This is a genomic window from Microbispora sp. H13382, assembly GCF_014161445.1.
Classification (GTDB): Bacteria; Actinomycetota; Actinomycetes; order Streptosporangiales; family Streptosporangiaceae; genus Microbispora.
In genome coordinates, this window is the sequence record NZ_JABBXA010000007.1 from 269449 (window position 1) to 296436 (window position 26988).

23 protein-coding genes are annotated in these 26988 nt (G+C 72.6%); 12 read left to right on the plus strand and 11 right to left on the minus strand.

The window, feature by feature from the left end; genetic code table 11:
• Positions 1-7 precede the first annotated feature (7 nt).
• Positions 8-1858 (minus strand): DUF4118 domain-containing protein, encoded by a 1851-nt coding sequence (locus tag HHX41_RS17045; protein WP_182906717.1) that lies wholly within the window; start codon positions 1856-1858, stop codon positions 8-10.
• 113 nt (positions 1859-1971) lie between these two features.
• On the opposite strand from HHX41_RS17045, the gene HHX41_RS17050 reads away from it, so the two are divergent.
• A complete protein-coding gene (locus tag HHX41_RS17050) occupies positions 1972-2631 on the plus strand; it encodes a response regulator transcription factor (RefSeq protein WP_182906718.1) in 660 nt (219 codons plus the stop codon).
• Positions 2632-2727: 96 nt separating this feature from the next.
• Here HHX41_RS17050 and HHX41_RS17055 read toward each other — a convergent pair whose 3' ends face one another.
• A complete protein-coding gene (locus HHX41_RS17055) occupies positions 2728-3099 on the minus strand; it encodes a response regulator transcription factor (protein ID WP_220504123.1) in 372 nt (123 codons plus the stop codon).
• Positions 3100-3286: 187 nt separating this feature from the next.
• On the opposite strand from HHX41_RS17055, the gene HHX41_RS17060 reads away from it, so the two are divergent.
• The 3 genes from HHX41_RS17060 to HHX41_RS17070 are packed head-to-tail and all read left to right on the plus strand — an operon-like array spanning position 3287 to position 5054.
• Positions 3287-4306 carry an alpha/beta fold hydrolase gene (locus tag HHX41_RS17060; protein ID WP_169980041.1) on the plus strand — a complete coding sequence of 340 codons (1020 nt, stop codon included), beginning with the start codon at positions 3287-3289 and terminating at the stop codon, positions 4304-4306.
• Positions 4307-4324: 18 nt separating this feature from the next.
• Entirely contained in the window at positions 4325-4519 is a 195-nt protein-coding gene (locus HHX41_RS17065; protein WP_169980039.1) for a DUF5999 family protein, read from the plus strand.
• A complete protein-coding gene (locus HHX41_RS17070) occupies positions 4503-5054 on the plus strand; it encodes an ATP-binding protein (RefSeq protein ID WP_182906720.1) in 552 nt (183 codons plus the stop codon). The genes HHX41_RS17065 and HHX41_RS17070 overlap by 17 nt, the downstream gene beginning before the upstream one ends.
• Here the strand turns inward: HHX41_RS17070 and HHX41_RS17075 are convergent.
• Positions 5051-5218 (minus strand): hypothetical protein, encoded by a 168-nt coding sequence (locus HHX41_RS17075; protein ID WP_169979848.1) that lies wholly within the window; start codon positions 5216-5218, stop codon positions 5051-5053. The genes HHX41_RS17070 and HHX41_RS17075 overlap by 4 nt on opposite strands.
• Before the next feature lie 204 nt (positions 5219-5422).
• On the opposite strand from HHX41_RS17075, the gene HHX41_RS17080 reads away from it, so the two are divergent.
• On the plus strand, positions 5423-7531 hold the full coding sequence (locus tag HHX41_RS17080; RefSeq protein ID WP_182906721.1) for an AAA family ATPase: 2109 nt from the start codon (positions 5423-5425) through the stop codon (positions 7529-7531).
• Positions 7532-7569: 38 nt separating this feature from the next.
• Here HHX41_RS17080 and HHX41_RS17085 read toward each other — a convergent pair whose 3' ends face one another.
• Together HHX41_RS17085 and HHX41_RS17090 are read right to left on the minus strand one after the other, a co-directional pair.
• Complete coding sequence (locus HHX41_RS17085; RefSeq protein ID WP_182906722.1) at positions 7570-8535, minus strand: 4-epi-cubebol synthase; 966 nt, start codon at positions 8533-8535, stop codon at positions 7570-7572.
• 85 nt (positions 8536-8620) lie between these two features.
• On the minus strand, positions 8621-9013 hold the full coding sequence (locus HHX41_RS17090) for an ankyrin repeat domain-containing protein (protein WP_182906723.1): 393 nt from the start codon (positions 9011-9013) through the stop codon (positions 8621-8623).
• Between the two features lie 117 nt (positions 9014-9130).
• Between HHX41_RS17090 and HHX41_RS17095 the strand changes: the two genes are divergently transcribed.
• Complete coding sequence (locus HHX41_RS17095) at positions 9131-10036, plus strand: proteasome assembly chaperone family protein (protein WP_182906724.1); 906 nt, start codon at positions 9131-9133, stop codon at positions 10034-10036.
• A 61-nt stretch (positions 10037-10097) separates the two neighbouring features.
• Complete coding sequence (locus HHX41_RS17100; protein WP_182906725.1) at positions 10098-11177, plus strand: Gfo/Idh/MocA family oxidoreductase; 1080 nt, start codon at positions 10098-10100, stop codon at positions 11175-11177.
• A gap of 118 nt (positions 11178-11295) precedes the next feature.
• Here HHX41_RS17100 and HHX41_RS17105 read toward each other — a convergent pair whose 3' ends face one another.
• Both HHX41_RS17105 and HHX41_RS17110 read right to left on the minus strand, forming a co-directional pair.
• Positions 11296-12093, minus strand: coding sequence for a tyrosine-protein phosphatase (locus HHX41_RS17105; protein ID WP_182906726.1), 798 nt, complete (start codon positions 12091-12093; stop codon positions 11296-11298).
• A 153-nt stretch (positions 12094-12246) separates the two neighbouring features.
• Positions 12247-14811, minus strand: coding sequence for a tetratricopeptide repeat protein (locus tag HHX41_RS17110; RefSeq protein WP_182906727.1), 2565 nt, complete (start codon positions 14809-14811; stop codon positions 12247-12249).
• 238 nt (positions 14812-15049) lie between these two features.
• Here HHX41_RS17110 and HHX41_RS17115 point away from each other — a divergent pair, with 238 nt between their 5' ends.
• Both HHX41_RS17115 and HHX41_RS17120 read left to right on the plus strand, forming a co-directional pair.
• Positions 15050-16363, plus strand: a complete 1314-nt coding sequence (locus tag HHX41_RS17115; RefSeq protein ID WP_182906728.1) for an SGNH/GDSL hydrolase family protein — start codon at positions 15050-15052, stop codon at positions 16361-16363.
• Positions 16364-16399: 36 nt separating this feature from the next.
• Entirely contained in the window at positions 16400-17896 is a 1497-nt protein-coding gene (locus tag HHX41_RS17120; protein WP_182906729.1) for a serine/threonine-protein kinase, read from the plus strand.
• 16 nt (positions 17897-17912) lie between these two features.
• Here HHX41_RS17120 and HHX41_RS17125 read toward each other — a convergent pair whose 3' ends face one another.
• Positions 17913-18410 (minus strand): hypothetical protein, encoded by a 498-nt coding sequence (locus tag HHX41_RS17125; protein ID WP_182906730.1) that lies wholly within the window; start codon positions 18408-18410, stop codon positions 17913-17915.
• Between the two features lie 126 nt (positions 18411-18536).
• Between HHX41_RS17125 and HHX41_RS17130 the strand changes: the two genes are divergently transcribed.
• Positions 18537-19106: a hemerythrin domain-containing protein gene (locus tag HHX41_RS17130; RefSeq protein ID WP_182906731.1), complete on the plus strand. Its 570-nt coding sequence runs from the start codon at positions 18537-18539 to the stop codon at positions 19104-19106.
• Between the two features lie 29 nt (positions 19107-19135).
• Here the strand turns inward: HHX41_RS17130 and HHX41_RS17135 are convergent, their stop codons facing one another.
• Complete coding sequence (locus HHX41_RS17135) at positions 19136-20263, minus strand: serine hydrolase domain-containing protein (protein ID WP_259401054.1); 1128 nt, start codon at positions 20261-20263, stop codon at positions 19136-19138.
• A gap of 64 nt (positions 20264-20327) precedes the next feature.
• Between HHX41_RS17135 and HHX41_RS17140 the strand changes: the two genes are divergently transcribed.
• The gene (locus HHX41_RS17140) at positions 20328-20780 is read left to right on the plus strand and encodes a MarR family winged helix-turn-helix transcriptional regulator (RefSeq protein WP_211591620.1); all 453 of its coding nucleotides are present in this window, start codon (positions 20328-20330) and stop codon (positions 20778-20780) included.
• Here HHX41_RS17140 and HHX41_RS17145 read toward each other — a convergent pair whose 3' ends face one another.
• Complete coding sequence (locus HHX41_RS17145; RefSeq protein WP_249349703.1) at positions 20781-21449, minus strand: HAD family hydrolase; 669 nt, start codon at positions 21447-21449, stop codon at positions 20781-20783.
• A 50-nt stretch (positions 21450-21499) separates the two neighbouring features.
• Here HHX41_RS17145 and HHX41_RS17150 point away from each other — a divergent pair, with 50 nt between their 5' ends.
• On the plus strand, positions 21500-23032 hold the full coding sequence (locus HHX41_RS17150; protein ID WP_182906733.1) for a gamma-glutamyltransferase: 1533 nt from the start codon (positions 21500-21502) through the stop codon (positions 23030-23032).
• A 10-nt stretch (positions 23033-23042) separates the two neighbouring features.
• On the opposite strand, the gene hrpA is transcribed toward HHX41_RS17150, so the two are convergent.
• Positions 23043-26969, minus strand: a complete 3927-nt coding sequence (gene hrpA, locus HHX41_RS17155) for an ATP-dependent RNA helicase HrpA (protein WP_182906734.1) — start codon at positions 26967-26969, stop codon at positions 23043-23045.
• Between the last annotated feature and the right edge of the window lie 19 nt (positions 26970-26988).

The window sequence follows — 26988 nt, forward strand, 5'->3', positions numbered from 1 at the left end:
CGCTCCGTCAGCCGTCGCCGACCGGGATCACGGCTGTCAGCGCGGTGCCGTGGCCGATCGGGCTGGTGACCTCGATCGCACCGCCGAGCGCCTGCACCCGGTCGATGAGGCCGATCAGCCCGGAACCCCTGCCCGGGTCGGCGCCTCCTTTCCCGTTGTCGCGGATCCAGACCCTCGCCGCGTCGCCCGCCGCCTCGACCTCGACGCACACCAGCGAGGCCCGCGCGTGCTTGGCCACGTTCGTCAGGCACTCGGAGACGATGTAGTAGACCGCCACCTCGACCCGCTCCGGCAGGCGTCCGTCGACCCGTACGTTCAGCTCGACGGGGACGGCCGAACGGCGCGCGAGCATCTTCAGAGCCGGTCCAAGGCCTCCTTTGGACAGGATCGCCGGGTGGATGCCGCGCGACAGCTCTCGCAGGTCATCCAGCACCAGCGTCAGGCCCTCCGCCGTGTGGGACAGCTGTTCCTTGAGCTTCGGCAGATCCGGCGGCACGGCGGTCTCCGCCATGCGCAACTGCAGCCCCAGGGAGACGAGGCGCTGCTGGGCTCCGTCGTGCAGATCGCGTTCGATCCGGTGCCGGGTCTCGTCCGAGGCCGCGACGACGCGGGCGCGCGAGGCGGCGAGCTCGTCGCGGGCCTGGGCGTTGGAGATCGCGGTGGCGACGAGTTCGGTGAAGTCCCGCATGCGCTCCTCGACCCCTTCCGGCTGCGGCTCCCGAGCGCGGAAGAAGGCGATCATCACGCCCCACAGGCGCGCCTCGACGACGATGGGGCTGGCGACCGCGGAGGTGATCTCCTTGTCCTCGGCCCGCCCGTCCAGTTCTCCGGCTGCTCCCTCCTCCACCGTCATCCTGCCGGGCCGTCCCGTCCGCAGGACGAGGGCGGACAGGCCACTGTCCCTGAGCGGGCGGCGCGTGCCCACCGGCGGCGGGGAGCCGCGGTCCGACGCGCTCCAGGAGCTCACCAGGACGACCGTCCGGTCGGGCTCGTAGCGTTCGATCGCGGTGAGGTCCGCCTTAACGATCAGGCCCATCTCACGTGCGACGGCGCCGAAGATCTCCGTCGGCGAGACCCCCCGCGCGACCAGGGTGGCGACCCTTCGCAGGGCGGCCTGCTCCTCGGCGATCCTGGCGAGCTCGTCCCGGCTCACCGCCAGGGCGGTGCTGATGGCCTCGCGGTCGCGCGCCGCAACCAGCACCGCTTCCAGCGAGGGCACCACCCGCTCCCGCAGGCGTCGCATCGTGGCCGTCGGCAGGTCTGCGGGCGCGACGAGCGTGCCGATCCCGGCACCGTCCTCGGTCAGCGGCAGCGCGGTGTGGCGCGGGTCGTCACCGACCGGCCCGAGTTCGATGGCCAGGAACGGCAGACCGAGTCCCTGCGCCAGGCGCCGGGCCACGATCGGCAGCGCCGAGCCCAGATGTTCGGCCCGCAGGAGGAGCCGGGCCGTCCTGGCGTCGAGATCGGCTTCGCGGCGGCGTTCCTCCGCCTCGATGAGCAGCGCTCGCATCAGCACGGCGGCGACGCTGACCAGCACCCCGACGACCAGGAAGATCAGCAGCGGCATCCACGTCCAGGAGCTGAAGACAGTGATCCGGTTGACGGGCTCCACCAGGAAGAAGTCATAGACGAAGCCGCTCGCCAGCGCGGTCAGTATGCCGAGCGGCAGGCCCCACAGGTACGCGACCACGAGAACGCCGACCAGGTAAACTACGTCCAGGGCGCTGGTGGGCGCCACCTGCGCCAGCGCAAGGGACATGAACGTCTCGGCTGCCACGCATGCGGCGCCCGTCAGGATGCCCCACAGGAGGGGCGGGCGGCTCGCGCGTAGCAGCAACGACAGCAACCGCGCGCGCACAAGGCCACATTACTCCCGCTCGGCGGATAGGGGTACGGACGAAAGCCCAGGTCAACGCCGTCGCTCGCCATGCCTGACCGACAGCCCCGGCATGCGAAGAAGGCGGCAGAGCGGTGGACGAGACTCCGACGCGAGTGGTGCTCGCGGACGACGACGTCCTGCTGCGCGAGGGGCTGGCCAGCTTGCTGGAGCGATCGGGGTTCGAGGTCGCCGGCCAGGCGGGAAACGCGGCCGAGCTGCTCGCCCTCGTGCGGGAACGCCGTCCGGACCTGGCCATCGTCGACATCCGGATGCCTCCGGCGCACGCCACGGAAGGCGTCGAGGCGGCCAAGGTCATCCGGGCGGAGTTTCCCGAGGTGGGCATCCTCCTGCTGTCGGCGCACGTCGAGGTCGAGCAGGCGATGGAGCTGCTCGCCACCGGGCACCGGGTCGGCTACCTGCTCAAGAGCCGGGTGACCGCGCTGTCCGACTTCGTCGAGACGCTCCAGCGCATCGTCCACGGCGGCTCGGTCGTCGACCCCAGCCTCGTGGCCGAGCTGTTCAACGCGCGCCGCCGGCGTGATCCGCTGGAGGAGCTGACCCAGCGTGAGCGCGAGGTGCTCTCCCTCATGGCGGAGGGCCGCTCGAACGCGGGGATCGCGCACAAACTCTGGATCACCGAGGGCACGGTCGAAAAGCACGTGCGCAGCATCATGTCGAGGCTGCGGCTGCCGGAGACGGAGGACGACCACCGCCGCGTGCTCGCGGTGCTCGCGTTCCTCGACGCCCGCTGATGACGCCCGCTGATGACGCCCGCTGATGGCGCCCCCTGATCACGCCCCCTGAGACCGGCCCGATGTCGCCGGCCCGGCCCGATTCACGGGGCCGGCTCAGGCCTCCGCGCCCCGCAGGATCTCGCCGATGGCCCGTCCCGACAGGAACGGCTTCGACAGGAAGGCGACGGCCGGGCTGGTCGCGATGAGCTCGGCGAAATCCTGCTCGTCGTACGTCGAGATCAGGATCACCGGCGGCGGCTCCCCGCCGCCCGCTTCGTGCAGACGCCGGGCCAGGTCGAATCCGTTCTCCTCGCCCAGGTCGATGTCGACCAGCACGACGTCAGGCCGGAGCTCGCCGAACCGGCCGAGCGCCTCGGCGATCGTGGACGCGGAACCGACGACAGCGACGCCGTCCGCCTCCAGCAACAGGCGGGCGGCCTCCTTGAAGTGGTCGCTGTCGTCCACGATGAGACACCGCAGGGGCACGTATTCACAGTGACATCGGAGCACGTCCGTGTCATTGCAGCTAGCTGGCATGCCAGGGTGCCGTGCCCACGCCCTTGAGATGGGTGCTGCCAGCGCAGACGGCGTGGCCCCCAGAGGCCATCGTGGGAAGTGTCAGCGGGCGACCGCGCGGTGGGTGAGATCACCCGAGGCTGGAAGGAGGCGGGCGATGCTGACCGACAGCCACGAGGCGTGGGCCGGCGAGGCCACCGGCCGGGGCTCGGCCGCGCCGATGCCGGGCAGGGCCGGCGCGGGCCCGGAGCGGGCCGGCGGCACGTCCCGGATCGTCGTGGCCGACGACGGGGTGGAGCTGTACGTCATGGTGGACGGCCCCGCCGGCGCCGAGACGACGATCGTCTTCTGCCACGGCCTGTCCTCGTGCCTGGACTGCTGGGAGAACCAGCGGACGGCCTTCGCCGGCAAAGCCCGTGTGGTGACGTACGACCAGCGTGGTCACAACCGGTCGGGCCGGGGCGTCGCGGGGTCGGCCACAATCGCGCAGCTCGGCCGCGATCTCCATCGGATCCTCGACGAGGTCGTCCCGGCGGGGCCGGTGGTCCTGGTGGGACACTCGATGGGCGGCATGACGATCATGGCGTTGGCACAGGCGCACCCGGAGCTGTTCGGCCGGCGGATCACGGGCGTCGCGCTGCTGGCGACCTCGGCCGGCGGGCTGGACGGCGTCACCCTGGGCCTCCCGGCGTACGGCGCGCGGCTGCTGCGTCCGCTGGTGCCGGCGCTGCTCAGGCTGCTCGGCGACGACCCGCCCCGCCCCGGGCGCCACGCCGTGGACGAGATCGTGCACCTGCTGGTGCGGCGCTACTCCTTCACCTCCCAGGCGCCGTCGGACGTGCGGGAGGCCGCCGTCCGGCTCATCTGCTCCGCCCCCGCGCAGGTGTTCCGGGATTTCTACCCGGCCCTGATGGCGTACGACGGGTTCGCCGCGCTCGCGGCGCTGCGGGAGATCCCCACCCTGATCTTGGCCGGCGGCGACGACCTCGTCACGCCGGCCGGGCACAGCGAGGCGATCGCGCGCGCCCTGCCTTCGGCCCGCCTCGTGGTGCTGCCGGAGACCGGCCACAACCTGATGCTCGAACGGCCTTTGAGCGTCAACGCCGCGCTCGGCCGCCTGCTCCGCCTGGTCGCCCGGCCAGAACCGGCTCTTCGCGAACTGTCCGCCGTCTGCTGAGGGATCGAGGTGACACGCATGTGCCCACACACCCCGCCGTGCCCGCCCGCGTACGCCCCCGACCACGACGCCGCCCGTCTCGTGGCCTTCCACCCCGAGCAGGGGTGGGGGCTGCTCTGCAACGGTGTCGTCGTGTTCGAGGACACCGGCGAACTCCTGCCCGACGGCCGGAGCCTGCTCCCACACCGGGCCTGCTGTGCACAGGCCGCGTGAGTTCATGGGCGTGACCACGCTCGTCCCCATGGCGCGGCGGCCGGACGGCGCCTTGCCGGGGGAACGGCTCCCGGCGGCGCCGGACGACGTAACGGACGACGGCATGCCGAAGGCCCGCCGGGCCTCCTGGGTCCTCCCCACCGACGGGTCCTCAACGGGCCGGGCGCGCCGGTTCGTCCGCGCCGCGCTGCGCGATTGGGCGGGCAGCGCGGACGGCGAGGTGCCCGATGTGGCCGAACTGCTCGTCAGTGAGCTGGTCGCCAACGTCCTGGGACATGGTCGGGGGGAGCCGATCCTCACGCTCCTGCTGCGGGACGGCGTCCTGCGGTGCGAGGTCGAGGACGAGGCCCGCGTTCCGCTGCGGGCCCGCGACAGGTCACCGGACGACGAGGGCGGCCGGGGCCTGCTGATCGTCGAATCCCTGTCCCGCGACTGGGGCGTGCGCCCGACGCGCAGGGGAAAGGCCGTCTGGTTCGAGCTGGCGGTGCCGCTCTGGGCGACGCGACGGGGCGAAGACCGGCGGGAGAGGCACTAGTCCCAGTGAGGGGGGCGTTCCTCCAGCAGGCGGGAGACGTTGGAGTCAGAGCGCCATTCGCCCCACCCGAGATCGGTGTCGTCGCTCGTCTGGTCAGGCAGCACCGGCAGCCCCTCGTCGAAGAGGTCCACCGGACGCATGTCATCCGGATGCTGCGCACTCACGCACCCAATGCTACTGGCATCGCCGCGTGCCGTGGAGCCGGTGCGGCCACCGTGGGCGGCGCGCCGGGCTCCTTCCCCGGAGGGGAGATTTCGCCCGTCTCGCCGCCGGGCAAAGGTCACGCTCGTACCACCAGACAGCCAACCGCACCCAAAGGTACGATGCGGGAGCAGGGAGCACGCCGGACGAACCCCCCGTGAGGCGGCATGGCAACGCCAGCAGGATGGCGGCAAGAGGGCAACCTGCCCGTGGAGCTGACCAGCTTCGTCGGGCGGACGCGATTGCTCGCGTCACTCAGACAGAGACTGCAGGAGCACCGGCTGGTCACCGTCACGGGCATCGGCGGGGTCGGCAAGTCCCGCACGGCGCTGCGTCTCGCGCACCAGGTGCGGCGGCAGTTCCGGGACGGCGTCTGGTACGTCGACCTGGCCCGGCTGCAGGACCCGGCGATGGTGTACCACACGATCACGGCCGCGCTCGGCATCGCCGACCAGTCGCCGCGTGAGGGCTCCGACACCCTCACCGAGTGGCTCGCCGACCGGGAGCTCCTGCTCATCCTGGACACCTGCGAGCACCTGGTCGACGCGTGCGCCCGGCTCACCCAGGACCTGCTCGGCACGGCGCCGCACCTGCGCATCCTCGCGACGAGCCGGCGGTCTCTGAACGCGCCGGGCGAGTACACGGCCGCCGTGCCACCGCTGTCGGTGCCCGGCGACAACCCCTCGGAGAGCCCGTTCACCAACGAGGCCGTCGAGCTGTTCGGCGCGCGGGCCTCCGCCGTCGTGCCCGACTTCGTGGTGGACGAGGACAACATCACGGCCGTCGCCGAGCTGTGCCGCCGCCTCGACGGGATCCCCCTGGCCATCGAGCTGGCCGCCGTACGCCTGCGCACGCTGTCGGTCGAGCAGATCCTCGCCCTGCTCGCCGACCGGTTCAGCCTGCTCGCCGGGGCCAGCCGTACGGCGCTGCCGCGGCACCAGACGCTCCGCGCGGCGATCGGCTGGAGCCACGAGCTGTGCGAGCCGGCCGAGCGGCTGTTGTGGGCGCGGCTGTCGGTGTTCGCCGGCGACTTCGAGCTGGACGGAGCCCGGCAGGTCTGCGCCGGCGACGCCCTGCCCTCCGAGCGGATCCTCGACGTGATCGGCGGCCTGGTCGACAAGTCGGTCCTGCTGAGCTTCCCCACCCCGGCGGGCCAGCGCTACCGGCTGATCGACACGCTGCGGCAGTACGGCGGCGAGTGGCTGGACAAGCTCGGCGAGACGCAGGACCTGCGGCGCCGCCACCGCGACTACTACCTCCAGCTCGCCGAGCGCAGCGAGCACTCGTGGTCGGGCCCGCGCCAGGTCCACTGGTACACGCGGATGCGCCAGGAGCACGACAACATCCGCGTCGCGCTCGACTTCTGCCTGTCGACTCCGGGCGAGGAGCGCGTCGGCCTGGAGCTGCTGTCGGCCCTGTGGTTCCTGTGGGTCGCCTGCGGTTTCGCCCGCGAGGGCGTGGTCTACCTGGACCGCGCGCTCAAGGCCAGCCCCTCGCCGAGCAAGGAGCGCTGCAAGGCCCTGTGGGTGCTGGCCTACATCCGCAGCGCCCAGGGCGACATGGCGGGCGCGCTCGGCGCGGCCGAGCAGTGCAGCACCGACGCGGTACGCGTGGGCGACTCGGGCGCGGTGCTGCTCGCGACCAAGATGCAGGGCACCGCGGCCATGCTGCAGGGCGACGCGAAGAAGGCCACCGCGCTGCTCGGCGTCGCGATCGAGTTCCACCGCGGCGGACGGGAGCTGAACCCGGGCCTGCTGCCGGCGATCGTCGAGCTGTCCATGGTGCTGCTCGCGCAGGGCGAGTTCGCGGAGGCGGAGACGCTGCTGGTCGACTGCCTGCAGGTCTGCCAGGAACGCGGTGAGCTGTGGCTGCGCTCCTACGCCTGGTACGTCTCCTCCCTGGTGCACCGGGCCACCGGCCGGCGCGACGAGGCGCTGGTGGCGTGCAAGGAGTCGCTGCGCATCAAGCGGCACTTCCACGACGTGCTCGGCATCGTCCTGTGCGTGGACAACCTCGCCACGCTGAGCCTGGAGGCCGGCGACCCGGAGCGGACGGCGGTCCTTCTCGGGGCGGCCCAGGCCAACTGGCGGACCTTCGGGCTGCCGCAGTTCGGGTCGCCTTTCTTCACCACCGAGCACGAACAGTGCGTCAAGGAGTGCAAGAAGCTGATCGGCGACGCCGCCTACGAGGAGGCCTACACCGTCGGAGCCCGGTACAGCCTGGGCGACCTCGTCGAGTACGCGCTGGACGATCTCGACGACTTCCACCTGGACTGACCGGGCCCCGGATCAACCGGCGGGGGTCCCGGCAGAGATCACTGCCACGCGCCGACGTACCGTGAGCTGGTCAGCGAGTAGTCCACGCTGCCGCTGATCCAGTACTTCAGGCCGTTCACGTACGCGTCGACCGCGGGCGAGCCGAGCGCCTCGGTGGCCGGGGTGAGCGCCGCCATCGCGGCCACCGCCTCGTCGCGCATCGCGCCGATCCGGTCCATCGCCTCCTGGACCGTGCAGCCGGTGTGCCCGACGAGCACGCTGACGAGGTTGTTGCGGATGTTCGCCTCACCCCGCTCCTTGGCGTACGAGATGAGGTCGTTGTCCCAGACGACCACGTCGTTGGCGTGCTCGGTCATCTCGTGCACGACCGGGTCGCGCCACTCGTCCACGGTGAGGCGGACCTCGGCGGCCACGTCGATCAGGGCGAAGACGGTCAGCATCGCGCCGGTCCTGCGGCGCATGAAGATGTAGTCGTCGATCGTGGGGACGACGTCGTCCTCCCGGTTGGCGGCCTCCCACACCTGCGCGAACAGGTAGTCCTTGGTCATCGCGCACCAGCGGTCGAGCTGGTCGGCGGTGGCGTGGGCGGCGATCCTGGTCCTGATGTCGAGCAGCGCCCGGGCGAAGACGTTGTCGACCGGTTCCGCGTGCTCCTCGACGACGCCGTAGAGCTGGGGCAGGGCCCGGGCGATCTCGGCCGCCCGCCGGTCCGACTCGCAGTAGGCGTCGTCGAACGCGAACAGCCACACGCACCAGTCCGTGACGAGCTGGCACAGCTCCCGGGAGGCGTACGGGTAGGTCCGGGCACCGAGCCATCCGTAGTGGGCGAGCCGGAAACGCTCGAACTGGTCGTCGTCGGCGATCATACCGGAGGCGGCCAGCCAGGCCAGCGTGTCCCGGTTCACCTCGTCGACGTGCGGGTTCACCGCACTCGGGAAGGGGCAGGTGAGGGAGGGAAGGCGGAGGGGGCGCCCGCTGAGGGAATCCGCTTTCGCAGTAGCCATCCGACAAGCATGGTCCTACCGGTTGGACGACGCCAGACCTCCCCTAATTACGGACACACCAGTCAGCCGGGTCGGCTCGGCCGGTTCAGCCCTCCAGAAGCGTGACGATCTCCGCGTCCCCGAACATGCGTGCGGCGTCGACGGCCGACGGCGTCCCGGCGTAGCGGTCGGCTCCCAGCTCCAGCAACGCCCGCACCACCTCGGGCTCCTTCTTGAACACCGCCCCGGCGAGCGGGGTCTGCCCGCGGTCGTTGGCGAGATCCGGGTCCGCGCCCCGCTCGCCCAGGGCGCGGACCGTGGCCGCGTGCCCGTGGTAGGCCGCCAGCATGAGCAGGGTGTCGCCCTTCTGGTTGCGCAGGTTCACCGGCACGCCCGCGTCGACGTAGGCGCACAGCGCCTCGGCCCGCCCCGACCTCGCGAGGTCGAAAAGCCTGGTGGCGAACTCCTCCAGCTCCGGGTCCGGGTCCATGTTCCCCATAGTCCAACGGTAGGGTCGCCGCTACCGCCCCTGCAGCGAGCACGGTGTCGAGCACGGAATCGACCGGGGATCCCGTAGGTTCAGTAGGTAAAGACTTCGTGAGAAAGGCTGGGACACGTGTCCGACCCCACGGATCTCTATCGGCTCGACGGGGACCTGCCCGAGCTGACCGATCCGGTGCTGCTCTACCACTTCGAGGGGTTCGTCGACGCCGGTGCCGCCGGGCGGCTGGCCCTGGGGCACCTCCTCGCCGAACTGGAGCACCGGGTCATCGCGACCTTCGACGTGGACCGGCTGATCGACTACCGGTCACGCCGCCCGCCGATGACCTTCGACACCGATCACTGGAGTGACTACGACACTCCTGAGCTCGCCGTCTACCTGACCAAGGACGTCACCGGCACGCCGTTCCTCATCATGAGCGGCCCGGAGCCGGACCGGGAGTGGGAGCTGTTCACCGAGGCCGTCGGCATGCTGGTGACCCGGCTCAACGCCGGCAGGCTCGTGACCGTGCACGGGATCCCGATGGGCGTCCCGCACACCCGGCCGCTCGGCCTGACGGCCCACGCCACGCGTCCCGACCTCGTGCACGGGCAGACCAGCCCGTTCGGCAAGGTCCGCGTGCCGGGGAGCCTCGCCGCGCTCATCGAGTTCCGCCTCGGGGCCAAGGGCCACGACGCGCTCGGCTACGCGATCCACGTGCCCCACTACCTCGCCCAGGCGGAGTATCCGCAGGCCGCGGTGACGGCGCTGGAGGCCGTCACCCGGGGCACCGGGCTGGTGTTCCCCATGGACGCCCTCAGGGACGCGGCCGACAAGACCAACACCGAGATCGAGGAGCAGATCGCGGCGTCCGAGGAGCTGGCCGGCGCGATCCGCGGCCTGGAGCAGCAGTACGACGCGTTCCAGTCAGGCGCCGAACGGGAGAGCCTGCTGGCCGAGGAGACGCAGATGCCCACCGGTGACGAACTCGCCGCCCAGTTCGAGGCGTTCCTCGCCGAGCGGGACGACCGCGACGGCTGAGCGCCGGGGAACCGCGAACGGCGCCCCCTGAGCATCCGAATAAAAAGGACCACCTCCCTCCATGTCGCTCTCCGACGCCCCCGAAATCCGTGTCGGACTGGCCGGTTTCGGTCCGGCCGGATCCTTCTTCCACGCGCCGTTGATCGCCGCCACGCCGGGACTGCGCCTGACCGCCGTCGTCACCCGCGACCCGGCCAGAGCCGAGCGCGTCCGCGCGGACCATCCCGGTGCGGACGTCGTCCCGGCCGCGCAGGCCCTGTGGGACCGCTGCGATCTCGTGGTGATCGCGACGCCGAACCGCACCCACGTGCCGCTGGCGGCCGAGGCGCTGAAGGCCGGTCTTCCCGTGGTCGTCGACAAGCCGCTGGCCGGCACCGCCGCCGAGGCTCGCGACCTCGTACGGCTCGCGCGCGACCACGGGCTGATGCTGACGGTCTTCCAGAACAGGCGCTGGGACGGCGACTTCCTGACGCTGCGCCGGCTGCTGCCCGAGCTGGGCGAGGTCCACCGGTTCGAGTCGCGGTTCGAGCGGTGGCGGCCGGCGCCCAAGGGCGGCTGGCGCGAGTCGGGCGGCCCCGAGGAGATCGGCGGCACCCTCTACGACCTCGGCAGCCACCTGGTGGACCAGGCGCTGCGGCTGTTCGGGCCGGTCTCCCACGTGTACGCGGAGACCGACGTCAGGCGGGCCGGGGTGCGCAACGACGACGACGCGTTCGTCGCGCTGACCCACCGGAACGGGACCCGGTCTCACCTGTGGATGAGCGCGGTCGCCGCGAACCTCGGCCCGAGGTTCCGGGTGCTCGGCTCCCGCGCGTCGTACGTCAAGTGGGGACTGGACCCGCAGGAGGAGCGCCTGCGCGCGGGCGAGCGCCCGGGCGGGGGCCCCGGCGAGGAGGCGGGCTGGGGCGCCGAGCCCTCCGAGCACTGGGGCACGCTGGGGGTGGAGGGCGACGCCCGCCAGGTCCGCACCGAACCCGGGGCGTACCAGCGGTTCTACGAGGGCGTCGTGGCCTGCCTGCGGGATGGCGCCGCGCCCCCGGTCGAGCCGGACGACGCGGCCGAGACCATCGCCGTCCTCGAGGCCGCGGTCCTGTCGGCCACCCGCGGCCAGGTGGTGCCCCTCCCTCAGCGGGAGGAGTAGCCACCGGGCCGCCGCGGCCCTGTTCCTCACGGCCGGCAACCACGTCACCGGCCAGGTCGTCACGGTCGACGGGCGGGGAGACCCTCGTCCGACCCGGGCCCCGTCCACGTCATCGCTGTCAGTCGCGCAGGCGGCCGCGCAGTGCCTCGGTGTCGGTGTCCGTCCAGCCGTGGGTGCGCAGCCAGCCGAGGGCGCCGCCGAACCGGGCGTCCAGCGTCGTCAGGAACTGGTCCATGTACTCCGGCCGCGGCAGGTGGCTGTCGGCCGGCTTCGCGTCGAGGTCCGCGCGGTAGGTGTGGCTGGCGCGCAGCCGGGCGAGGATGCCCTCCAGACGTTCGCCGGTGGCGACGTAGTCCTCGATGATCGCCTCCCGGGTGGCGCCCGCCACGGCGAGCGCCAGGGCGCAGACCACGCCGGTGCGGTCCTTGCCCGCCGCACAGTGCACCACGGCCATGCCGTCGTCACGGGCGAGCACGCGCAGGGCGGTCACCACGGAGTCGGGCCGATCGCGCAGGTAGCCGTAGTAGTAGCCGGTCACGCGGAGCTCGGCCAGGTCCTTCTCGTCGCGCTCCCCCTGCCACGGCAGCGCCCTGTCGTCGACGGTGTCGGCCTCGACGTCGGTGAGGCGCCCGCCCTCCGCGAACAGGCTGTGGTGGTGGATGCCGACCTCCGGCAGCAGGGTCAGCGGGCCGGGCCCCTCCAGGCGTACCTCGGTCTCCGATCGCAGGTCGACCACGTGCCGCAGCTTGAGGTCGCCCACGAGCAGCGCGACGTCATCCTCGGTCAGGCCCTGCAGGTTGTCGGCCCGCAGGATCCGGCCGGACACCGTGGTCCCGCCGTCCGCGGTCGGCAGACCCCCGAGGTCGCGTACGTTAGCCGCGCCTCGCAGCACAATCCAACGCTCGTATGCATTCATCCTGCCGAGCCTATCCGTCCCTCTATGACGGAAAGATGAGTGCAGAGTGAAGGTCTGCACCCGCTGTCGCATCGATACCGCTACATGTCTCAAGGTCCCTTCCGCACCTGAGGAGGCTCGAGCACCGCGCCCGCGGCGGTCGCGAGCGTCGGGTCAGGTCCGGGTGACGCGGTCGAGCAGGGCCTGGGCGCGCGAGACGCCGGTTTCGTTGCCGAGGCTGCGGTAGATCTCCAAGGCCTCGGCGACGGGCTCGTGCGCTTCCTCCCTGCGGCCCGCCTCCAGCAGCACCTCGCCGAGCGTGCGCAGGCCGCGTGCCTGCCACCAGCGGTCGCCCAGCTCCGCGAACTCGCCCACGGCCTCGCGCAGCGCGGCGACCGCCTCGTCGGCGCGGCCCAGCCTGGCCAGCGCCGCGCCCTCGGAGGACCGGGTCCTGGCCACGCCCCAGGGGTCCCCCAGCTTCTCGAGCGTCTCCTTCGCCAGGCGCACCCCGGCGTACTCGCGCAGGCCGTTGTGCGGGTCGCCGATCTCGCCCGCGGCGCGCAGGCAGCGGGCCTCCTCCCACTCCTCCCCACGCTCGTGGAACGCCCGGATGGCGAAGCGCAGCGCGTTGCCCGCAAGGACGAACCTCCGTTCGGCCGCCGCGGCGTCCCCGTCCTTCAGCAGTTCGCGAGCCTCGGCGGCCAGCACCTCCCCGAGCACCCGCTGGGTCTGCGCCTCCGAATAGCGGTTGCCCCCGCTCTCGAAGACCGCGAGAGAGTCCTCCAGGAGTTGCCTCGCCTCGGCGAGCCTGCCCTGGGCCAGGCGCAGCTCGGCCAGGTTGCGCTGGGTGCGCGCCTGCCACCAGCGGTCGTCCTCGGCTTTGAACGCGGTGATCGCGCCGGTGAGGTACCCCTGCCCGCGGTCGAGGTTCCCCTCGCCGAACAGCGTCATCCCGACCGTCCGCATGGCCCGCGCCGCCCACCACGACTCCCCCAGACCGGTGAAGATCTCCAGCGCCCGCTCTGCGTCCGCCCTCGCCGCGGCGGATCTCCCGCTGCCGCCGACGACCGCCGCCCGTTCCATCAGCGCGATCCCCACGGCCCTGGAGTCGCCGGTGCGCTCGGCGGCCTCGCAGACCAGGTCGGCGACCTCCCGCCAGTCGGACCAGTAGGCGCGCAGCGAGTGACACAGCGAGCAGAAGGCGCGCCCGGTCGCCCAGGCGAGGTCCCACAGCTCCTGCGACCCGGCCATGTGGACGGCGGACAGCAGGGCGAGCCGTTCGGCCGTGAACCAGGCAGCCGAGGAGACCTCGCCGCTTTCTCCGCTCTCGGCGCCGGAGCGCATGCCGCGCCGCCGCCAGTCCTGCGGCCAGCGCTCGGTGGCGGCGCTCTCCGCCCGGCGGCGGTAGCCGTACAGGACCCGCTCGATGGCGGCGCGGCGGCGGTCCTCGGGCTCCTCCCGTACGGCGACCTCACTGGCGAACAGCCGGACCAGGTCGTGCAGGCGGTAGCGCATCCGGCCGACGGCGTCCCGGCCCGAGCACTCGGCCAGCTGCGCGTCGACCAGGGCCTCCAGCTGGTCGGCGCCGTCGAGCTCCGAGGCGCCGAGCAGGTCGCCCGCCACCCACGCCTGCACGTCCGGCGCGGGCAGCAGGCCGAGCAGGCGCAGCAACCGGCGCTGGATGCCGGTGCAGTCGTCGTAGCTGAGCTGCAGCGAGGCCCGCACGCTGCGGTCGATCTGCGTGCCGACCTCCAGCTGACCGAGCCTGCGCCGCTCGTCGGCGAGCCGGTCGGCCAGTTCCCGCAGGGACCACCGCTCCCTGGTCGCCAGGCGGCCGCCGCAGATGCTGATGGCGAGCGGCAGCCGATCGCACAGCCGTACGATCGCGAGGGCGGAGTCGAGGTCGGCGGCGACGCGCTCGTCTCCGGCGAGCCGGGCGAGCAGCTCGACCCCCTGCGCCTCGGTGAAGACGGCGAGCTGCCGGTCGTAGCGGTTGCGCAGGAACAGCGGCTGCCGGGACGTGACGATCACGGCGCAGCCCGGTTCGGGCGGGATCAGAACCCTGACCTGCTCACCGCTCTGCGCGTTGTCGAGGAATATCAGGACGCGCCGGTCCTTGGTCCACGTCCACCAGAGCTTCTGCAGCTCAGTGATGCCGCCGGGATCGGTGGTCAGCCGGACACCGAGGGACCGCAGGAACGCGGCGAGCACCTCCTCGGGCCGCACCGCCCCGTCCGCGCCCCGCAGGTCGAAGTAGAGCTGGCCGTCGGGGAACTCGCCGATCACCTCGTGGGCGAACCGCGTGGCCAGCGCCGATTTACCGACGCCGGCCCGCCCGTAGAGCGACACGACCAGCGGAGCGTCCTGGTCGCCCGCGGAAGGACGGTTCCGGGCGCCGAACCGCTCGCGCAGCTCGGCGAGCACCTCACGCCGCCCAGTGAAGTGCGCGATGACCGGCGGCAGCTCGGCGGGCGGCGGCGTCCCCCTCGCCGCCCGCCGGCCGGACTCCGCGGACTGGGGCGCGAGCGTGGCCCAGGTCAGGGTGCCGACAAGCGCCGCCACCACCACGGTGATCGCCACCCGGGCGGGCACCGGCAGCGTCCAGATGTCGAGCGAGGTGCCGAGAGCGCTCGCCACGGCCGCCCCCACGCCCGCGAGGGCGGGCGCGGCCAGCGAACCACGCCGGCGGGCGGGCGGCCGGGCCGCCGGGACGTCGTCGTCACGCGTGGACGGGAGCATCCGTCTGGTCCTCCAGGACGTCAAACGGCTCGGAGAACGGTCAACGCTACAGTCAAGATTCAACCAGAATGGGATCGACCGCCGCGCCTGACGGGCAAGTTCTCACCCAGTGTTCGTCAAACAGCCGTAATGTATGGCGTCGCGGAGGCTTCTCGATCATCGGATCCGGTGCGACGATCGGGATCGCCGCCGCCACGGACCCCGCCCCAGGCAGCGACACCCCACATGGAGGACCCGGATGGCACGGCCGGCTCACCGGTTGACCATGGCCGCTCTCGCCCTCGCCGTCAGCGGCACGACCGTGGCGCTCCCCACGGCGCCCGTCCACGCGGAGTCCCCCACAGCCGCGACCGCCCGGCGGCACCCCACGTCCTCCGCCGCGCTGAGACCCGCGGCGGTTGGCGGACACCGGAAGGCCGCGCCGCGGCCCGGCGGTGAGGCGCCCGTACGGCGGCGCCTGGTCGGCTCGTGGACCACCTCGACCTACCGCGTCCCGGCGGCACTCGGCGGGCAGACCGTGCGCATGGTCGTGCGTGCCAGCATCGGCGGCAGCGGGATGCGCCTTCGCCTGTCCAACCTCTTCGGCGCGGCGCCGGTGACGTTCGCGAACGTCCACGTGGGCGTCCAGGCGTACGGCGCGGAGATCCTCACGGGCACCAACCGGCCGGTGACCTTCCGCGGGCGCGCGGCGGTGAAGGTGGCGCCGGGCCAGGCCGTCTGGAGCGACCCGATCCCCGGCCGGATCGCCGGCGGCTCCGCCGTCGTCGTCAGCCTCCACCTGCCCGGCACGGTCGACGGGGTCACCGGGCACGAACGCGCCTACAGCACCACCTATCTGTCGGACCCGGGTGACCACACGGCCGAGGAGAGCGGCGAGGGCTTCACCTACACCAGCACGCAGTGGTACTTCCTCGACCGCCTCGCGGTGGAGGCGGGCGCGGCCACGATCGGTTCTGTGGTCGCGTTCGGCGACTCGATCACCGACGGCGCGGGCCAGGCCGTCGACGCCAACCGCCGGTGGACCGACTATCTGCGGCAGCGGCTGGCCCACGAGGCGCCGTCGCGGCGGATGGGGGTGCTCAACGCCGGCATCTCCGGGAACCGGCTGCTGCGGCCCAACGTCGGCCCGAGCGGCGTCACCCGGTTCTACCGCGACGCGCTGTCCCAGCCGGGGGTGCGCACGGTGGTGGTCTACGAGGGGATCAACGACATCTCCCGGGGTGCGTACACCTCGATCAAACCCATCGTGTACGGGTACAAGCGGCTGATCCGCGAGGCGCACGCCCGCAAGGTCAAGGTGCTGGGCGCCACGCTCACCCCGTTCTACGGCTTCGGCACCTGGACCCCGGAGCGTGAGGAGATCAGGCAGCGGCTGAACACCTGGATCCGCACGAGCGGGGCGTTCGACGGCGTGCTCGACTTCGACCGGGCCGTGCGCGACCCCGAGTTCCCCGAGCAACTGGCCCTCTCGTACGACTCGGGTGATCACCTGCACCTGAGCGACGCCGGGCGGCGCGCGCTCGCCGACGCGGTGAACCTGCGCCTCCTCTGATTTCGGACCGGCCGCGGGATCGCTACGGTGTGACCCATGGTCGCCCCCCTTGAGCCAGATGACCCGCGTACGCTCGGCGGGTTCCGTATCAGCGGACGGCTCGGCGAGGGCGGCCAAGGCGTCGTCTACCTGGGCCACGCGCCCGACGGCGCACCGGTCGCGGTGAAGGTGCTCAAGACAGGGCTCGACCCCGTCGTCCGGGCCCGGTTGTCGCGTGAACTCGACGCCCTGCGCGGCGTCGCTCCCTTCTGCACCGCCCGGGTGATCACCGCGGTGGTGGACGGGCGCGAGCCGTACGTCGTGAGCGAGTTCGTCGACGGCCCCTCGCTCCAGCAGCGGGTGAGCGCGTCGGGGCCGCTGCGCGGCGGCGAGCTGGAACGGCTCGCGGTGGGGACGGCGACCGCGCTGGCGGCGATCCACAGCGCGGGCATCGTGCACCGCGACTTCAAGCCGGGCAACGTGCTGCTGGGTCCGGACGGTCCCCGCGTGGTCGACTTCGGCATCGCCCGGCAGGGCGAGAGCGAGACGATCAACGCGGGCCCGGTGGGCACCCCGGCCTACCTGGCGCCCGAGCACATCGCGGGCCATCCGGCCAGCCCCGCCTCCGACGTGTTCGCGTGGGGGGCGACGATCGTCTTCGCCGCGACCGGCCGGGCGGCGTTCGGCGCCGACAACGTCGCCGCCGTGCTGCACCGGATCATGACGACCTTCCCGGACCTGACGCCGCTGCCGCCGCCCCTGCGCGCGCTGGTCGGACGCTGCCTCGCCAAGGACCCCGCCGCCCGCCCGGCCGCCCGCGACCTGCTGCTCGAACTGGTCGGCACCGCGCCCGGGCCGCTGCCTGCGGGCGCGGGCGTGCACGGCGTCCCGCCCGCCGCGCCCGCACCGCCGCACGGCCCGTCCCTGTCGCCGGTGACGTCGCCGTCGGCGGGCCGGGCCGGAGAGGAGACCGCTCCCGGAGGAGGCCGCGGGAGATCCCGCGCCCGTGTCCTGGCCGGGGCCGGCGCGGTCGTGGCGGCCCTCGGGATCACCGCGGCGCTGCTGGTCCCGCGCCTGGCCACGCTGTCGGCCGGCCCGTCCCCCACGCCTCCGGCGAGCGCCCCCGCGCAGAGCACGTACGCGGGGGACCCGACGCCGACCGGCGCCGCGGCCACCGACGCCCCGACCGGCGGCACGGACGGGACCTACCCCACGACCGCCTCCGCCCAGGAGGCGATCCCGCAGGCGTTCGCGGGCAAGTGGCAGGGTCACATCGCGCCCACCGCCGGCCTTCTCACGAGCGAGTACGACATCGAGATCGAGTTGAAGCGCGGCGAGAAGGCGGGCAGGTGGAAGGAGCCGGCGAACTCGTGCGAGGGCACGCTGCGGCTGACCGGCGGCTCCGGCTCCGCGCTCACGTTCCGCCTGGAGGAGGTGCCGGGATGCGTCCCGGGCGACGTCGTGCTCACCCGCAAGGGCGGCGCCCTCGCCTACCGCCACACCGACGACCTCGGGCTGATCGCCTACGAGGGAACTCTCACCAGGGACTCCTGAGGTCGTCCCGGGCTCATCACCTTTCGGGAGCCCTCGCGGCCCCGACCGCGAAGGGGATCGCCAGCAGTCCGAGCAGGACAAGCTGGGTCTGGCGCTGGTCGAGAGAATTCTGGCATGGGATGGGCAGGTCGCCGTACCAGGGGGTGAACACGGCGGCGGGCGGGCCGCACCGCCACCCGGGCGGCGACAACGGCCACAGCGCCAGTGCCAGGATCACGCCGAAGAGCGCGACCAGCGCACGCTCGGCGTCGGACGTCTCGCTTCCGGGATGCCGCAGGCGGCGCCACTGGCCGTATGCCCAGAAGTAGGCGGCGAGCGCCACGGCGGTGAAGACCCTGGCGGCCCGATCGTGGTTGACGCGACCGGGCGCGCAGTCATAGCAGCCGGTGGGTTCGACGAACACGAACAGCAGCAGCGCCGCCGCCAGGCACATCAGGGCGAGCCACCACGCCGGATGCCAGGCGAACTCCCATTGTCCGACACGCGCGCGGCCCGTCTCCGATTCGCGGTTCATGGCATCGAGGGTGGCGTCCCGCGCTTGTGAGCCGGTTGAAAGGCACAAGGACGAGAGCCGGTGCTCCACCGGTGTGATCGGCGCGGCGCCGGGTAGTGCGAGCGCGTCCACGCACAGGAGGAACTCATGGCAACCGACGTCATCAGCCTGATCAAGGAAGATCACCGCGACGTGGAGTCGCTGTTCGAGCGGCTCCAGAAGATGCCGGAGAACCGGCCGGCACTGCTCGCGGAGCTGGCGGCGAAGTTCGTCGCGCACAGCGAGGGCGAGGAGGACGAGGTCTACCCCGCGCTCGCCAGGCGGCGGCCGGAGGAGAAGGAGGAGGTCCACCACGGCGTGGAGGAACACCACGAGGCCGAGGAGATGATCTCCCAGCTCCTGGAGACCGACCCGGACGGCCCCGAGTTCGACACGCTTCTGCAGGAGCTCATCAAGGCGGTGACGCACCACGTCGAGGAGGAGGAGAACGACATCCTCCCGGTCCTGGAGAAGGCCGTCCCCTTCGAGGAGCGGGTCCGGCTCGGCAAGGCCTTCAGCAAGCGGAAGGCCGAGGTGCTGGCCGCCCCGCTCAAGCCGCGCTCGCGGACCAAGGACGAGCTGTCGCACCAGGCCAAGGAACTGGGGATCGAAGGCGCGTCCGGGATGACCAAGGACGAGCTCGTCGCCGCCGTCAGGCAGAAGAAGCAGCAGGGCTGAGGACCTCCCCCATCGCGGCGCCGGACGTCTCACAGGCAGGCGTACAGCGCCGCGACCATGGGCTCCCACCTCGGGTCGGGCCCCGCCGCGCTGACGACGAGGCGGCTCGGCGTGTAGGCGAGGGCCACCCCCGCGTCCGGGTCGGCGAAGGCGAGCGCCCCGCCCGAGCCGCTGTGCCCGAAGGCGCGCGGGTTCGGCGCGAACGGCCGGATCTCGCAGGGCAGCATGTACCCCAGTGCGAACCTGGTCCGCGCCAGCAGGACCTCGTCGTGTCCCTCGCTGCGGGGCGCTACGGCCCGGCCCAGAACGTCAGGGTCGAGGATGCCGCCCTCGCCTCCGGCGGCGCGCCTCCGGCACGACACGAGCCGGCCGTACAGGGTGGCGAGGGCTCTGGCGGTCGCGTGCCCGTTGGACGCGGGGATCTCGGCGGCCCGCCAGCGCGCCGTGTTCGCCAGACCGGGTGTGAACTGCTCGGCGGGGTTGCCGAAGGCCATCATCGTGATCGAGCCGGGTTCGGACATGGCCTTCGTCAGCGCCGCCGGCGGATCGTCCCCGGCCTGCGGCGGGGCGAGGTACGCGGCGCGGCCCGCCTCCGAGGCGGGCAGGCCGATCCACAGGCCGGGGACGCCCAGCTCGTCGCGGACCAGGTCGCGGACCGGCCGCCCGCCCACCCTGCGCAGGATTTCCCCGACGAGCCAGCCGAAGGTCACCGCGTGGTAGCCGTGCCGCTCCCCCGGCGTCCACCACGGGCTCTCGGCCGCCAGCGCGGCGGTCATCGCGTCCCAGTCGAACAGGGAGCCCGGCGGCAGCTCCCGGCGTACGGCGGGCAGCCCGGCCCGGTGCGCGAGCAGGTCGGCGATGGTGGCGGGGGTGGCGAACCCCGGCCAGTAACGGGCCACCGGGGCGTCCAGGTCGAGCAGCCCGCGCTGGACGTACAGGTGCGCGAGCGTCGCCAGCATTCCCTTGGACGCCGAGAAGACGTTGACGACCGTGTCCCGTTCCCAGGGCCGTACGCCGTCCCGGTCGGCCGTGCCCTGCCAGATGTCCACGACCGGGCGCCCGCCCGCGTACACGGCGAGGGCGGCGCCGCCTCTCGCTCCTCCGCCCGTCTCCCGGAACGCGTCGGCGACGGCCGCGAAGGCCGGATCACACCACATGGACACCCTCCAAATTGTTCAACCTAAGTTGCGAAACCATGGTTGAGTATTTGAGTATCCGAACGTGGTGTCAAGCGATCTGACCCTGCTGTTCACGGCCCTCTCCGCGGCCTGCGACGCCGAGGTGCGCGCCCGGATGGCCGCCGCCGGGCACGACCAGGTGCGCACCGTGCACGGGTACGTCTTCCAGCACCTGCTCGCCGGCCCCGTACGCGTCTCCGACCTGGCCGGCCTGCTCGGCATGACCCCGCAGGGCGCCTCCAAGGTGGCGGCGGAGATGGAGCGCATCGGCTACGTGGCACGCCGGACCGACCCCGGCGACCAGCGGGCACGGATCATCGAGCTGACGCCGCACGGCAGGGCCGCGGTCGAGGCGGGCCGGGCCGCCCGCGAGGCGGTGTCCGCCCGGATGCTCGGCCTTCTGAACGCGCCCGGGGAGTTCCTCGCGTCGCTCAACCGCCTCGGGGAGGAGACCGGCGCGCTGCGCGAACTCCTCGCCCGCCGGCTGCGCCCCTGATCAGGTGAGTGCGGGGACCAGGCGGACGAGGTCGGCGAGGCCGTCGGCGACGATGTCGGCCCGGGCGGCGTCCGGGCGGCCGGCGTGGAGGTAGCCCCAGGGCCCCCGGCGCAGCAGGGCGGTCCGCATCCCGGCGCGCGCGGCGGGCAGGACGTCGTTGTCGAGCCGGTCGCCCACGTACAGGATCTGCCCGGGCTCATGGCCGAGGACCGCCGCGACCTTGGCGAAGAACTCCGGGTCGGGCTTCTCCACGCCCCAGGCGGCCGAGGTGTGGATCCCGTCGACCGGCAGGTCCATCGCGACCAGCGCGTCGTACGCCTGCGGCGGCTGATTGCCCGCGACGACCAGGTCGTAGCCGGCCTCCCGCAGGGCCGTGAGAGCGGGCCGCACGTCCGGGTAGAGGTCGTCGGCGTCGAAGTTCTCGCGCAACCCGCCGGTGTCCTCGCGCCGCCACGCCTCGATCTCGGCGTCGAGGTCGATCCCCGGCCTGACCAGCTCGAACGCCTCCAGGTGCCCACGGTCGAGTGCGGCCATGCCGCCGAGCACGCCCATGAAGGTCAGGCGCGGCACGCCCAGCCGGTCGGCCCACCGGGACCAGATCCGGGTCTCGTCGATGAGCGTCTCCCCCACGTCGAACACGAGCGCCCGGACCATGAACGTCCTCCCCATCCGTCCTGATTACGGCAGCCACTCTACGAGGTGCCGTAACATCCCCGGACGTGAGCGAGACTCGGTATGCCCTGAACGGCATGGTGTGCACCGTCGACCATCTGGCCTCCGCGGCGGGCGTCGCCACCCTCGACAGGGGCGGCAACGCGGCGGACGCGGCCATCGCCGCCAACGCCGTGCTGGCGGTCACCGCCCCGCACATGTGCGGTCTCGGCGGCGACCTTTTCGCCCTCGTCCACGACGGTGCCGTGAGCGCGCTCAACGCCTCGGGACGGGCGGGCTCGGGCGCCGATCCCGCCCGGCTGCGGGCGGAGGGTCTCGGCCGGATGCCCCACCTGTACGACATCCGCTCGGTCCCGGTGCCCGGCTGCGCCGACGGGTGGCTCGCGCTGCACGAGCGCTACGCCCGCCTGCCCCTGGCCGACCTGCTGGCCCCCGCGATCCGCCTCGCGGCCGAGGGCTTCCCCGCCTCCCCGCTGCTCGGGCCCGTCGGAGACTTCGTCGGCACCCTGCCCGGGGCCGGGGACTTCGCGGCCGCCCGCCGCCCCGGGGACGTGATCCGCAGGCCCGGCGTCGCCAGGGTCCTCACCGCGCTCGGGGAGGGCGGGCGGGCGGGGTTCTACCAGGGCGAGTTCGGCGAGGGACTGCTGAAGCTGGGCGGCGGCGAGTACACCGAGGAGGACCTGGCCCGGCCCAACGCCGACTGGGTGGAGCCGCTGAGCGTCGAGGTGTTCGGGCACCGCGTCTGGAGCGTTCCGCCGAACTCCCAGGGCTACCTGCTCCTGCTGGCCCTGGAGATCCTCGCGGAGCTCGGCCCGCCCGCCGACCCGGCCGACCCGCGCTGGGCGCACCTGCTGGTGGAGTCGGCCAGGGCGGCCGGGCACGACCGGCTCGACGTCCTGCACGAGGGGGCCGTGGCGCCGCTCGGCACGGCCGCCGCCCGCAGCGCGCTGGTCGACCCCGAAAGGCGCGCCCCGTTGCCCGACGTCCCCGCCGGGCCGGGCGACACGACGTACCTGTGCGTGGTCGACGGCGACGGCATGGGCGTCTCGCTCATCCAGTCGAACGCGTCGGGCTTCGGCAGCCTGCTCTTCGAGCCCGCCACCGGGATCAACCTGCACAACCGCGGCATCGGCTTCTCGCTCACGCCCGGCCACCCCGCGGAGTACGGCCCGCGTCGCCGGCCACCCCACACGCTGTCCCCGGCGCTGGTCACCCGGCCGGACGGGACGCTGCGCACGGTCCTCGGCACGATGGGCGGCGACGCGCAGCCGCAGATCCTGCTGCAGCTGGTCACCCGCCTGCTCGCGAACGGCCAGACGCCCGGCGAGGTGATCGGCGCGCCGCGCTGGGAGCTCGGCACCGGCGGCACCGGCTTCGACACCTGGCGGTCCGTCCCGCTGGTCGAGGTCGAGGAGGGCGCGCCGTGGGCGGACGGCTTGCGCGAGCGCGGCCACACCGTCGAGACGATGGAGTACGGCTCCAACTTCGGCCACGCCCACCTGATCGACGTCCTGCCGTCGGGCGTGCTCGCCGGGGCGGCCGACCCCCGCGCGCTGATCGGCGCCGCGCTCGGCCGCTGAGCCGCCCGGGTCACCCGGCCCGGGCGGCGGACTCGGCCTGCTGCATGGCCTTGCGGATGCGCTTGTCGGAGACCGGGGTGGGAGTGCCGAGCTGCTGGGCGAAGAAGCTCACCCGCAGTTCCTCGATCATCCAGCGGATGTCCCGTACGGCCTTGGCGTCCCGTTCGTCGGGCTTCAACCGGTCGAGCAGGTCGCGGTACTCGTCCTCGACGTCGTGCACGCGGTGCATCCACTCGCGGTCCCGATGGGGATCGTCGGGGAGCTTGTCGAGGCGGCGCTCGACGGCACGCAGGTAGCGCTGCACGTCGGGCAGCCGGTCGTAGCCCGTCTCGGTGACGAACCCGTCGTGCACCAGCCCGTCGAGCTGGTCGGCGATGTCGGCCTTGAGGTCGGCGACGCCGCCGCCCAGCGCGCCGAGCCGGTTCTGCGCCGCGTGCCAGACCGCCAGGACGCGCTCCACGCGGGAGACGACCTCCTCGGTCGTCTCGAACAGCGAGGCGCGCACGTGGTCGCGCAGCCGCTCGAACCCGGCCTCGTCCCAGACGGGCCCGCCCGCCTGCGCCATGAGCTTGTCGGCGGCGCACGCCGTGCAGTCGTCGAACAGGGCGGCGGCCCCGCCGTGCGGGCTGCGGCTGAGGGCGAGCTTCTGCGCGGTGGTCAGGGTCCGCAGGATGGCCTTGGCCGGGTTGACCACGTTGAGCAGCACCAGCCTCCTGGTGCCCGCCCACATGGCCCGGTCGCGCTCCCGCTCGGTCTCGAACATCCGCACCGCGACGCTCGTGCCCTCGTCCACCAGGGCCGGGTAGGCGCGCAGCCTGCCCTGCTCGAACACCTTCGGCAGCGTGCCGATCGTCCAGCCGTGCAGGCCGTCGCGTTCGAGGTCGTCGGCGGCCCTCGACAGCGTGGCGCGCAGCTTGGGCGCGAGCCGCCGCTTGAGCGCCTCCAGGTCCTTGTCCTCACCCACCGTCCGCTTGCGGTCGTCGATCACCCGGTAGGTGATCCGCAGGTGGGCGGGGAGCTGGTCGAGGGCCCACGCGTCGCGCGGCACCTCCACCCCGGTCAGCGCCCGCAGCTCGCGCTCCAGCGCCTCGAGGATCGGCTCGCCGCCGGGCCGTACGCGTTCCAGCACGGCCTTGGCGTAGTTGGGGGCGGGCACGAAGTTGCGCCGCAGGTTCTTCGGCAGCGACCGGATGAGCGCGGTGACGAGGTCCTCACGCAGACCGGGGATCTGCCAGTCGAAGCCGGTGGGGTCGACCTGGTTGAGCACGGCCAGCGGGATGTGGACGGTCACGCCGTCCGCCTCACCCGTCTCCACCGCGCCGGGCTCGAAGCGGTAGGTCAGCCGCATCCGCTGGCCGTTCTGCCGCCAGGCGTCGGGGTAGTCCCCGGCGCTGACCCCGGCGCTGTCGTTGACCAGCATCTCCGGCGAGAACGTCAGCAGGTCGGGCTTGTCCCGCGACGTCGTCTTCCACCAGCTGTCGAAGTGCCTGCCCGAGACCACGTCGGCCGGGATCCGCCGGTCGTAGAAGTCGAACAGCGTCTCGTCGTCCACGAGGATGTCGCGGCGGCGGGCCTTCTCCTCCAGCCGCTCGACCTCCTCCAGCAGCTTGCGGTTCTCGTGGAAGAACTTGTGGTGGGTCCGCCAGTCGCCGTCGACCAGCGCGTGCCGGATGAACAGCTCCCGGCTCAGCTCGGGGTCGATGCGGCCGTAGTTGACCTTCCGCTCGGTCACGATCGGCACGCCGTACAACGTGACCTTCTCCAGCGCGACCACGGCGGCCTGGTCCTTCTCCCAGTGCGGCTCGCTGTAGGTGCGCTTGACCAGGTGCTGCGCGAGGGGCTCGATCCAGTCCGGCTCGATCTTGGCGTTGACCCGGGCCCACAGCCGGGACGTCTCGACCAGCTCGGCCGACATCACCCACTGCGGCTGCGCCTTGGCCAGGGCCGAGCCGGGGAAGATCGCGAAGCGGGCGTTGCGGGCGCCGATGTACTCCGTGATCGGCCGGCGGCCCTCCTGCCTGCGCTTGTCGACGACGTCCTTGACGCCGATGTGCGACAGCAGGCCGGCCAGCAGCGACTGGTGGACGCGCTGGGGATCGGCGGGCACGCTGTTGGGTACGACGTTCAGCGTCCTGGCCACCTGGCGGAGCTGACTGTCGATGTCCTGCCATTCCCGCACGCGCAGGTAGTTGAGGAACTCCGCCTTGCACAGCCGCCGGAACGCGCCGGACGACAGCTCCTTCTGCTTGTCGCGCAGGTAGTTCCAGAGGTTGAGGTAGGTCAGGAAGTCGGACTCCTTGTCGGCGAACCGGCGGTGCTTCTCGTCGGCCGCCTGCTGCTTGTCGGCCGGCCGCTCGCGCGGGTCCTGGATCGACAGCGCGGCCGCGATGATCATCACTTCGCGGGCGCAGCCGTTCTTCTCCGCCTCCAGCACCATCCGGGCGAGGCGGGGGTCCACCGGGAGCTGGGCCAGCTTGCGGCCGAGCGGCGTGAGCTGCGTCCCCTTCCCGGCCTCCCGGCCCGCGCCCCTGTCCGCGAGGGCGCCCAGCTCGATCAGCAGGTTGACGCCGTCCCTGACCTGGCGGCTGTCGGGCGGCTCCACGAACGGGAACGCCGCGATGTCCCCCAGGCCGAGCGAGGTCATCTGCAGGATGACGCTCGCCAGGTTCGTACGGAGGATCTCCGGGTCGGTGAACTCCGGCCGGGAGAGGAAGTCCTCCTCCGAGTAGAGCCGGATGCACACGCCGTCCGACGTACGGCCGCAGCGGCCCTTGCGCTGGTTGGCCGACGCCTGGGAGATCGGCTCGATCGGCAGCCGCTGGACCTTCAGCCGATGGCTGTAGCGGGAGATCCGCGCCGTGCCCGGATCGACCACGTACTTGATCCCCGGCACGGTCAGCGAGGTCTCGGCGACGTTGGTGGCCAGCACGATCCGCCGGCCCCGGTGGGACTGGAAGACCCGGTGCTGCTCGGCGGCCGACAGCCGCGCGTACAGCGGCAGGACCTCCTCGGGACGGCCCTTGAGCGCGTCGGCGGTGTCGCGGATCTCCCGCTCGCCGCTGAGGAAGACCAGGATGTCGCCCGGCCCCTCGGCGCACAGCTCGTCGACGGCGTCGACGATGGCCTGGGTCTGGTCGTCGTCCTCGTCGACGGGGCGGTAGCGCACCTCGACCGGGTAGGTGCGCCCGGACACCTCGATCACGGGCGCCGGCTCCCCCCCGAGGCCGGCGAAGTGCCGGGCGAACCGCTCGGGGTCGATGGTCGCGGAGGTGATGACCACCTTGAGGTCGGGCCGTTTGGGGAGGAGCTGCTTGAGATAGCCGAGGATGAAGTCGATGTTGAGGCTGCGCTCGTGCGCCTCGTCGATGATCAGCGTGTCGTACTGCAGCAGGAGCGGGTCGGTCTGCATCTCGGCGAGCAGGATGCCGTCGGTCATGAGCTTGACCAGGGTCCCGTCGCTGGAGTGGTCGGTGAAGCGGACCTTGTAGCCGACCGCCTCCCCCAGCTCGATCGACAGCTCCTCGGCGATGCGCTCGGCGACCGTCCGGGCGGCGATGCGACGCGGCTGGGTGTGGCCGACGAGCCCGTGGACCCCCCGGCCGAGCTCCAGGCAGATCTTGGGGATCTGGGTGGTCTTCCCCGAGCCGGTCTCACCGGCCACGATCACGACCTGGTGGTCCCTGATGGCCGCCAGCAGGTCGTCCTTGTGCCGGCTGACCGGCAGTTCGGGGGGGTAGCGGAGGTCGGGGACGGCCGCGCGGCGCGCGGCCACGCGGCGTTCCGCGGCCTCCACGTCCCCCGCGATCTCCTCGACGACGGACTGGCGGGCGGCGCGGTCGCGGACCCGGCGCATGCCGTCGAGACGGCGGCGCAGCCTGCGCCGGTCGCGCAGCATCAGGTCGGGAAGGCGGGCCTGGAGATCGGCGAGCGTGTTCATTCCATGCTCAAGGATAGGC

Excerpts from the sequence above, each read along its gene's own strand:
- HHX41_RS17060 (WP_169980041.1), top strand. The coding sequence starts at position 3,287 with ATGCTGACCGACAGCCACGAGGCGTGGGCCGGCGAGGCCACCGGCCGG.
- HHX41_RS17065 (WP_169980039.1), top strand. The coding sequence starts at position 4,325 with ATGTGCCCACACACCCCGCCGTGCCCGCCCGCGTACGCCCCCGACCAC.
- HHX41_RS17080 (WP_182906721.1), top strand. The coding sequence starts at position 5,423 with ATGGCAACGCCAGCAGGATGGCGGCAAGAGGGCAACCTGCCCGTGGAG.
- HHX41_RS17085 (WP_182906722.1), bottom strand. The coding sequence starts at position 8,535 with ATGGCTACTGCGAAAGCGGATTCCCTCAGCGGGCGCCCCCTCCGCCTT.
- HHX41_RS17090 (WP_182906723.1), bottom strand. The coding sequence starts at position 9,013 with ATGGGGAACATGGACCCGGACCCGGAGCTGGAGGAGTTCGCCACCAGG.
- HHX41_RS17100 (WP_182906725.1), top strand. The coding sequence starts at position 10,098 with ATGTCGCTCTCCGACGCCCCCGAAATCCGTGTCGGACTGGCCGGTTTC.
- HHX41_RS17105 (WP_182906726.1), bottom strand. The coding sequence starts at position 12,093 with ATGAATGCATACGAGCGTTGGATTGTGCTGCGAGGCGCGGCTAACGTA.
- HHX41_RS17110 (WP_182906727.1), bottom strand. The coding sequence starts at position 14,811 with ATGCTCCCGTCCACGCGTGACGACGACGTCCCGGCGGCCCGGCCGCCC.
- HHX41_RS17115 (WP_182906728.1), top strand. The coding sequence starts at position 15,050 with ATGGCACGGCCGGCTCACCGGTTGACCATGGCCGCTCTCGCCCTCGCC.
- HHX41_RS17120 (WP_182906729.1), top strand. The coding sequence starts at position 16,400 with ATGGTCGCCCCCCTTGAGCCAGATGACCCGCGTACGCTCGGCGGGTTC.
- HHX41_RS17125 (WP_182906730.1), bottom strand. The coding sequence starts at position 18,410 with ATGAACCGCGAATCGGAGACGGGCCGCGCGCGTGTCGGACAATGGGAG.
- HHX41_RS17130 (WP_182906731.1), top strand. The coding sequence starts at position 18,537 with ATGGCAACCGACGTCATCAGCCTGATCAAGGAAGATCACCGCGACGTG.
- HHX41_RS17135 (WP_259401054.1), bottom strand. The coding sequence starts at position 20,263 with ATGTGGTGTGATCCGGCCTTCGCGGCCGTCGCCGACGCGTTCCGGGAG.
- HHX41_RS17145 (WP_249349703.1), bottom strand. The coding sequence starts at position 21,449 with ATGGGGAGGACGTTCATGGTCCGGGCGCTCGTGTTCGACGTGGGGGAG.
- hrpA (WP_182906734.1), bottom strand. The coding sequence starts at position 26,969 with ATGAACACGCTCGCCGATCTCCAGGCCCGCCTTCCCGACCTGATGCTG.